Raw genomic sequence first — 8380 nt, 5'->3', positions numbered from 1 at the left:
GATCAAACGGAACAACCGCATCGCGTTCCTGCCGGTCAAACAGGGCCGGGATTGCAACTTCATAGCCAAGGGCCGCATATTTGGCAGCAACACCTTTAAGCTGGTCGGTAACCCCAAAGATTTCCTGAAGGATAGCAATCCCGCCGCGGCGTTCGCCAACAGCCGGTTCAAACCAGCAATTCAGCAAATGGCCGTCAGATGCGGTAATGGTCTTCATCATATCAAAATGTTCCTGTCGTGTTGCGCAAACCGGTGCAACAGTTTGCGTGCATGCTGCACCGGACAAGCGTTCCTTATTGACCAACCGGAATACCGGCTTCTTCAAAGTATTTCACAGCACCCGGGTGATAGGGCATCAGGTTTTTTGGTGCCATTTTCTGGGCATTCGCACCGCCAAAGGCACCAAAGGATGCCTTAAGGGCATCGCGGCCTTCGGCAATTGCCTTGGTCAGTTTGTAAACAAGGTCGTCACTGACATCGGCATTGGTCATCAAAACCCACGGAATTTGCATCAGGTTGACGTCATAATTCTGAAGACCGTTGATCTTTTCGTTCTGTTTTTTGGTGACGATATCACCAGCGGGCAAAAAGCCCTTGAACAACGAGGTGCCGATTACGGAATCATCAAGCGAAATATAGCAAAGACCGCCACGGTCCTGAAGTTTGACGCTGGCCTGTTGGCCGGCACCGGCATTCAGACTGACAAGTGCGATATCAACCAGACCATCGCCAAGCGCGTTGATGCCTGCAACAAAGTTTGCAACCGGGACCATCTGGAAATCTTCGTATTTCAGACCGGCATTGGCCAGACCACCCATGATGTAATAGGGGATGATCGTCGAAGACGTATATTCCGATGCAATGCGAAGCTCGGACGCCCGGCCTTTAAGGTCATCAACAGATTTAAGATTAAGATCACAAGGGGCCATCAAGCCGGTGGTCAGCGGAAACATCGTTCCGACAAGACGCATATTGCCATGCGCGCGATCATAGTTGCCTGTGCCGGAATAGGCATATTCCGCCTCGACACCGTTGGAGAAACCGAAATCCACCTCGCCGGAATTGATCAGCGGAAGATAGCCGACCAGTGGCTGGGTGCGCGCAACAATACCTGCATCATTGGCAACCTTGGCAACGGCTTGGCCGGAGTTATAGGCAAGTGACCCTTGCGCACCGGTTGCGACTGTGACGACCTGTGCCGATGCGGCACTTGCACTGATCGCAAGGCCAAACAGCCCGGCCGAGAGCGCCTTGGTAAGTTTGTTCATTTTCAGTTTCCTCCTGATTTCAGTTCGTTTTTTTGATGTGATCCCTGAAACCGCAGTGCGGCCGCCATCACGATGGTGGCCACTGCTGCGATGATGTGGAATTGAATGCCGAAGCCTGCGGGCAGGAAGCCCAGCGGCAGTGCGGTAAAGCCCAGTCCGACAAAGGCAATGCGAAGGATAGGCCCAAGGCCGCGTGACCAGTATCCGACGATCCCGGCGGTCACCGCGATGATCCCGACGATGGCAAGACCGAGGTTAAGGGCAATCTCAATCCAGCTTCCTTGCATCAGGATTTCCGGCGTTGCGACAAAGATGAAGGGCAGAATGAATGCCGCCCATCCCATGCGCATCGATGCAATGCCGGTGGCAAGCGGATCATCCTCGGTGATGGTTGCTGCGGCGAAGGCAGCAAGGGCGACCGGCGGGGTGATCATGGACATCATCCCGAAATAGAGGATGAACAGATGTGCTGCGATCGGCTCGATCCCGGCTTCAACCAGTGACGGTGCAACCAGTGCTGCCAACAGGACATAAACGCCCGATGTTGGCATCCCCATGCCAAGGATCACGCAGATCACCGCCGAAACGGCAAGCAGCAAAAATGCGTTCGATCCAACCGCATCGACCAGAACCAGCGTCAGGGCAAAGCCAAGGCCGGTGATGTTCAGGATTCCGATGACAAATCCGGCAGCCGCGACGACAAGGATCAAATCCACCATGCCGGTTCCGGTTTCAATAAAGGTCCGGCCCAGCATTTTTGGTGTCAGTCGATAGCCGCGATACCCGCGGACAAAGCCGACAATCACAATCGCAACCGCTGCCAAAAGGGCGGAATCTTCGGGGTCCATCCGCCACCAGAACAGAGCGCCAAGAAGAACTGCAAACGGAATGATAAAGTGCCAGCCTTCTTTCAGAACCTGACGAACCGTCAGGGTTTCTGCATCGGCGGGCTGAATGTTGTCGCGCCCGGCAATCAGATCGACCTGGGTAAAGACACTCAGATAATAAAGGATCGCCGGAATAAGGGCGGCGCCGGCAACGGTGAAATAGGAAATATCAAGGAACTCGGCCATAAGGAAGGCCGCAGCCCCCATGATCGGCGGGGTAAGTTGCCCGCCGGTCGAGGCCACAGCTTCAATCGCACCGGCATCACGTTTGGTATAACCGCCGCGCTGCATCAGCGGGATGGTGACCACTCCTGTGGTGACAACGTTCGAAACCGCACTGCCGGAAATCGAACCAAACAATGCCGATCCAACAACCGATATCTTGGCACTGCCGCCACGTGAACGCCCGGTGGCCGCCATTGCAAGATCGGTAAAGAAGTTTCCGCCGCCTGCGGCAAACAGCAATTTGCCAAAGAAAACGAACAGCATGACGATGATCGTGCCAACTGCAAGAGGGGTAGAGAACACCGCATTCGGGTCAAAGCCGATATATTGCACCATGCGTTCAATCGTCAGGGCCTTGCCGATCAGTTGACCCGGCACCTTGTCAGCAAACAGCGAATAGATCATGAAGACAACGACAATGCCAAACAGCATCCAGCCGGTGCGCCGACGTATGCCTTCGACAACCGCAAGGGTTACGACAGCGCCGATCATGGTGATCTGCCAGGGGCGGTAGGATTGCTCTTTTAAAAGCCAGACAAAATCAATCGCGGCATACATAAGAACGGCAAAGATGATGGCTGCGAAGGTGCCGTGAAACCATCCGATTACTTGCTTTTCTTCGCCACGGAAATTGAATTTCAGATAGGCGATGGTCAATGCCATGCCAAGTTGAAACGCCATATACTGTTGCGGCAGAACGGCAAAGCCCAGACGGATCGGGGTTTCAAGATTCCAGAGAATACAGGCAACCACCATGCTGGATGCCAGAATGGTAATCAGGTGGGTGCGCAATGATGCTGAATTGATCATGCGTGCGCCTCCGCGAAGGCATATGTGCGCATTGACCGCGATGCACGTGGCTGGGCCAGGCAAATAATCGTCGCCAGACGCACACCGATATGCGGTGCGCTGCTGTGATTTACCATACGCGGTTTCCGCGTCATGGCGTTCCTCCTACATCCTTGATTATTATTATTTTTATTGGTTTTAGTGTTGGGCTTGGCGGGGATGCCGAACGTCAGTCGACAAAAACCTCCCCGTCAAACAGTTTGCGCGCAGTGCGCAGAAGACCGGCCTTGTCGACCGCACCGTCTGTGGTCTTTTCGATAATCACGCTCATTTCGCCGGACGGGTGTTCAACCGAGATCGTTGTCAGGTCGGCAATGTTGCCAACGGCAAAGCTCGCGGCTGGTGATCCCGGAAGCAAACAGGCCGTCGCCACACTGACCGCGCCCAGAACCCCGATTGAGGCATGGCAGCGGTGTGGAATGAAGGTACGCGTGGAAATAGCACCGCCATTTTGGGCGTCGGAAACCATGGTCATTTTCGGGACCGAGGCATCGCTGACATCACCAAGGTTCATCAAAGGTCCGCATTGTAGGCGAATGCTTTCGAGCTTGGCGCGAAGGGCAGTATTCCCTTCAAGGTCTTCACGGCTTTCTTGTCCGGTAATGCCCATGTCTGATGCGCGCATGACGACAACCGGCATGCCGTTATCGATCATGGTCACAGCTACGCCGTCGATAATATCAACTTCGTTTCCGGTTGGAAGCAGCGCACCACAGGTTGTCCCGGCTGTATCACTGAACAAAAGCGGGATCGGTGCCGATGTCCCCGGAACCCCGTCAATGCGGGCATCCCCGACATAGACGGGTTTGCCGTTTGGCGTTTCGATGGTTGCGATCGCCGTCTGCCCGGTGTTTTCCATAAAGATAGTAACCCTGGTTTGCCCTGGCGTCGCTGAAACAAGACCGCGTTCAATGGCAAAGGGCCCGACACCGGCAAGGATATTGCCGCAATTTTGTTGATCGGTGACGACGGCACGATCCACAAAGATCTGCAGAAACAGATAGTCGACATCGATGCCAGGGCGGTCGGATTTTTTGACAAGCGCAACTTTCGAGGTCAGGGGGTCTGCCCCCCCCATCCCGTCGATTTGTTTGGGATCAGGTGATCCCATGACACGCAGCAAGATGGCGTCACGCGCAGGGATATCTTCTGGCAAATCGTTTGCCAGAAAATAGCCGCCCTTTGACGTGCCGCCACGCATCCACATGCAGCGGATGCCACCTGTTTTCGCATTGTCCCTAGACATATTTCAGGCTTTTCTCGGCCAGTCGTGGACGCATGTCATAGATATCCAGACCCAGTTCACCTGCCATCAGGCGGGCGCGTGTCTTGGCTTCTTTTTCTTCGCGGGCGATTGACTGTTTCAGGACATTTTCGGCATCGGCATTGGAAACAACGCAAACGCCGTCATCGTCCGCGACAATGACATCGCCCGGATTAACCATCGCCCCGGCAATCGTCACCGGCACATTGACCGAACCAACCGTTTCCTTGACAGTGCCTTGTGCCGAGACGGCCTTGGACCATACCGGGAATTTGATCTCGGTAAGGTCAAGTACATCACGTACACCGGCTTCGATGATTAGGCCGCGCACCTTGCGATGCATAAGCGACCGGGCAAGAAGTTCGCCGAAATATCCGGCGTCACAAGGAGATGTCGGGGAGACGACCAGAATGTCGCCTTCCTGGCATTGTTCAACCGCAACATGGATCATCCAGTTATCCGCCGGTGCGATGGAAACCGTTACGGCATTTCCGGCAATGCGTGCGCCCGGATAGATCGGGCGCATATGCGATTGCAAAAGTCCGGTACGGCCCTGTGCTTCGTGAACCGTGGCGACACCACATTTACCCAGACCGTCCACAACTGAAAGATCGCTACGGGTGATATTTTGAACGACAACACCACCCATTACAGTTCATCCACAGTGCGTGGATAGACCGACTGGAAGCCTTCGGCATATTTGGCGTTACGACCACCAGCCTGACCACCGGAATTGCGGCGGAAATGGTTGCCACGGTTTTCGGCAACATTTTCATAGTAGTGCCAAAGATGTTCCTGACCTTCCATGCATTGGATAGCGGCCCATTTCTGATCCCAGACATCGGTGATATCGAGGAAATGGTCAGGCTTCCATTCCATCTGTTCGGTCTGGTGCGGTTCAAACAGATAAAGCTGCGGCGCGCCAAGAACCTTCTCGCCCGGGTTATGGCCCCAGGCCTGTGCGATCATGCGACATTCGATGGCCACACGGGTCGCATAGGAATGGTCGGTATTGTAATTATCGACAAAGCTGTGGCTTAGCATGAATTTCGGCTGAACGGCACGGATGGTATCAACCAGTTCGAATTTCTGATCGCGTGACAGTTCCAAAGGATAATCGCCGACATCCATGAATTTGATGTCATGGACGTTCAGTGCCTTGGCGGCGTTTTCGGCTTCTTTGCGACGTTCGGTTTTAACCCGTTCCATCGTGCAGCCTTCCTGCTTCCACAGCTTGGCAGATTCACCGCGTTCGCCAAAAGAAAGGCAAACAACAGTGACATCGTAGCCCTTCTTGGCATGCAGGGCGATTGCGCCGCCGCAACGCCATACAAAGTCTGCGGAATGCGCACTGATAACCAGTGCGGTCGGTTTGGTGGTCACGTTTCTGACTCCCTAGCTTGGTTTGATTTTGTGAAATCATGCTAGGTCCCAATGGGCGTCAGGTGAAATAGAACCAATGGTATTCGCTATAAGTTCTTTCTATAATGTGTGCGCGATCACATGGAGAATGCCCCTTATGAGTCTGCAAAATCCCAATCTGAAACATCTGCGTGCCTGTCTTGCGGTGGCCCGTCGCCAAAGCATCAGTGCCGCGGCAGAAGACGTTTATATGTCGCAGCCCGCGGTGACGCAGGCGGTTGCAAAAGTCGAACGTCTTCTTGGGGTGGAGCTGTTTGATCGCCGACCCGAAGGCGTGTTTGTTACCGAACCGGGCAAGATATTCGTTCGACGTGTTGAACGCTTGCAGGGCTATCTTGTGCAGGCTACAGCCGAAATCATGCGTATTGGGCGACGCAATCGTGGCCATCAGGTAAAGCTTTATCAGCTTGTGACCGGCGTGCAGTTGCGTGCCCTGATTGCGATTTCGGAAGCCGGAAGTTTCAGTTTGGCGGCGCGCAACGTCGGTGTGTCTCAACCTTCCCTGCATCGTGCAGCGCGCGAACTTGAACAGCTTTGTGCTGTACCACTGTTTGAAAAGGCCAGTACCGGGATCCTTCTGACCAAACAGGCCGAAACATTTGTGATGTTTGCCAAGCTTGCGCTGGTCGAGCTGGGACAGGCCGAAGACGAAATTGCATCCTGGAAAGGCGGGCGCGGTGGCCGCATTGTGATTGGCAGTATGCCGCTTGCACGCAGTGCGATCCTGCCCAATGCGATCAATGCGCTTATGGAAGAATTTCCCGATACCCGTCTTCGGGTGGTCGACGGTCCCTATCCCGATTTGTTATTCGGATTGCGCCACGGTGATATTGATCTGCTGATCGGGGCCCTGCGTGATCCGGTGCCGGTGGACGATGTTGTACAGCACAAACTGTTTGATGATCCGCTTGCCATTGTTGGGCGGGTTCATCATCCACTGGTCAAGCACAGAAACCTCAAGCCGGTCGATCTTGCGGCGTATGGTTGGGCCGTACCACTACGCGGTGCGCCGACCCGGGATTACTTTGAAACCATGTTCCCCGTGGACCGGGGTGTGCGTCCGCAAAGCATTGTTGAAACCGGGTCGCTGATCCTGATCCGGCGAATGTTATCGACCAGTGACAAGCTGACGATCATTTCGCGTCACCAGATCAAACAGGAAGAAAAATATGGTGAGTTGACCATGTTGCCGATTGATCTTCCCGATACAGAACGGCCAATCGGACTTACGGTGCGTAAAGGCTGGTCACCAACGTCGATACAGCAAAACCTAATAGAGCGTCTTGAAGAGATCAGCAAAAACATTGCCACTCTTTGGTGATGATGTCGAAGCGGCAAAGGTGCGTCTATTGGCATTTTGAATACGGATTTCGGGCAATCAATTTTCCCTTGGGCCGTTGGGGTGGTAGCTGTGAACAATGCTCTTCACATCTGCCCTGTCGGGCATTTCAATCACAACAAAAAATCAAACTGGGAACTTCAGGAACATGACAGTCGATATCAAAACCATCGCCTTTCTTGGGTTTGGCGAGGCCGCACAGGCTTTTGTTAAAGGGTGGGGCAGTGACATCGTGCCGGTAACCCGTGCTTTTGACATCAAGACAACAAGTGCCGATACCACCATCCGCGAAGCCAAGAATGCGGATTACGTTGCCGCTGGCGTTACCGGCGCAGTCAGTGGTCAGGTTGCCCTTTCGGGTGCGGAACTTGTCTTTTCGCTGGTGACGGCTGATCAGGCGGCACTGGTTGCCCGCGATGCAGCGGCATCAATCGAACCGGGTACGTTTTTCTTTGATTGTAATTCCTGCGCACCGGGTACCAAGCGCCGCAATGCTGAATTGATCGAAGCATCAGGCGGGCGTTATGTCGATATGGCGGTGATGGCGCCGGTTTATCCGAAATTGCACAAAACCCCGATCTTGCTGAGTGGTCCCCATGCAGAGGCGGCAAAGCCGGTTCTCGAAGCTTTGGGGATGGAGCCGGGTATTGCCGGTGAAACCGTCGGTGCGGGATCAGCGATCAAGATGGTTCGTTCGGTAATGATGAAGGGGCTCGAAGCCCTGTTTGCCGAATGTGTCTTGGCCGGGCGTCGTGCCGGTGTTGATGAGACTGTGCTGGCATCGCTTGATAAAACCTATCCGGGTTTCGATTTCATGGATAAGGCGGCCTATATGCTTGAACGGTCCATGACGCATGGCATTCGTCGTGCGGCGGAAATGGAAGAAGTCGCACTGACCGTTGAAGAGCTTGGCCTTAATAATGGTATGGCAAAGGCCACTGTCGATTGGCAGCGAAGCATTGGCGAATTGAAGCTTGATGCAGGTGATCTTGGTTATCGCGAACGGGCTGATATGATCCTTGAGGCGATGGCAAAGAAGTAAATCCGTTGTGACATTGACCGGAAACGTAAAAGGCAGGGTGTTAACCCTGCCTTTCAGACTGCTGACAAAGTCCTCGCCATAAGC

Annotated in this window: 9 protein-coding genes; 2 read left to right on the top strand and 7 right to left on the bottom strand. The window is 54.1% G+C overall.

The annotated features are described in order from the left end of the window. The 7 genes from TH19_RS22270 to TH19_RS22245 all read right to left on the bottom strand — a co-directional run. Positions 1-220: dienelactone hydrolase family protein (locus TH19_RS22270; RefSeq protein WP_181846524.1), on the bottom strand; the 220-nt coding region annotated here is incomplete at its 3' end. A gap of 73 nt (positions 221-293) precedes the next feature. Further along, entirely contained in the window at positions 294-1268 is a 975-nt protein-coding gene (locus TH19_RS22265; protein WP_114104549.1) for a TAXI family TRAP transporter solute-binding subunit, read from the bottom strand. Between the two features lie 2 nt (positions 1269-1270). Continuing rightward, entirely contained in the window at positions 1271-3190 is a 1920-nt protein-coding gene (locus TH19_RS22260; protein WP_114104548.1) for a TRAP transporter permease, read from the bottom strand. Further along, positions 3187-3324: a hypothetical protein gene (locus TH19_RS22825; protein WP_181846523.1), complete on the bottom strand. Its 138-nt coding sequence runs from the start codon at positions 3322-3324 to the stop codon at positions 3187-3189. The genes TH19_RS22260 and TH19_RS22825 overlap by 4 nt, the downstream gene beginning before the upstream one ends. Before the next feature lie 74 nt (positions 3325-3398). Beyond that, positions 3399-4475 carry a 4-oxalomesaconate tautomerase gene (locus tag TH19_RS22255; protein ID WP_220151790.1) on the bottom strand — a complete coding sequence of 359 codons (1077 nt, stop codon included), beginning with the start codon at positions 4473-4475 and terminating at the stop codon, positions 3399-3401. After that, the gene (locus TH19_RS22250) at positions 4468-5142 is read right to left on the bottom strand and encodes a 4-carboxy-4-hydroxy-2-oxoadipate aldolase/oxaloacetate decarboxylase (RefSeq protein WP_114104546.1); all 675 of its coding nucleotides are present in this window, start codon (positions 5140-5142) and stop codon (positions 4468-4470) included. The genes TH19_RS22255 and TH19_RS22250 overlap by 8 nt, the downstream gene beginning before the upstream one ends. Further along, entirely contained in the window at positions 5142-5876 is a 735-nt protein-coding gene (locus TH19_RS22245; protein ID WP_114104545.1) for a PIG-L deacetylase family protein, read from the bottom strand. The genes TH19_RS22250 and TH19_RS22245 overlap by 1 nt, the downstream gene beginning before the upstream one ends. Positions 5877-6012: 136 nt before the next feature. Between TH19_RS22245 and TH19_RS22240 the strand changes: the two genes are divergently transcribed. Together TH19_RS22240 and TH19_RS22235 are read left to right on the top strand one after the other, a co-directional pair. Then, positions 6013-7236 carry a LysR family transcriptional regulator gene (locus TH19_RS22240; protein WP_114104544.1) on the top strand — a complete coding sequence of 408 codons (1224 nt, stop codon included), beginning with the start codon at positions 6013-6015 and terminating at the stop codon, positions 7234-7236. Positions 7237-7402: 166 nt separating this feature from the next. Next, the gene (locus TH19_RS22235; protein WP_181846522.1) at positions 7403-8296 is read left to right on the top strand and encodes an NAD(P)-dependent oxidoreductase; all 894 of its coding nucleotides are present in this window, start codon (positions 7403-7405) and stop codon (positions 8294-8296) included. Positions 8297-8380: the final 84 nt, after the last annotated feature.

The organism is Thalassospira profundimaris, assembly GCF_003326675.1.
Classification (GTDB): domain Bacteria; phylum Pseudomonadota; class Alphaproteobacteria; order Rhodospirillales; family Thalassospiraceae; genus Thalassospira; species Thalassospira aquimaris.
The sequence above is the reverse complement of the archived record's forward strand: the minus strand, read 5'-3'. Positions and strand labels throughout refer to the sequence as shown.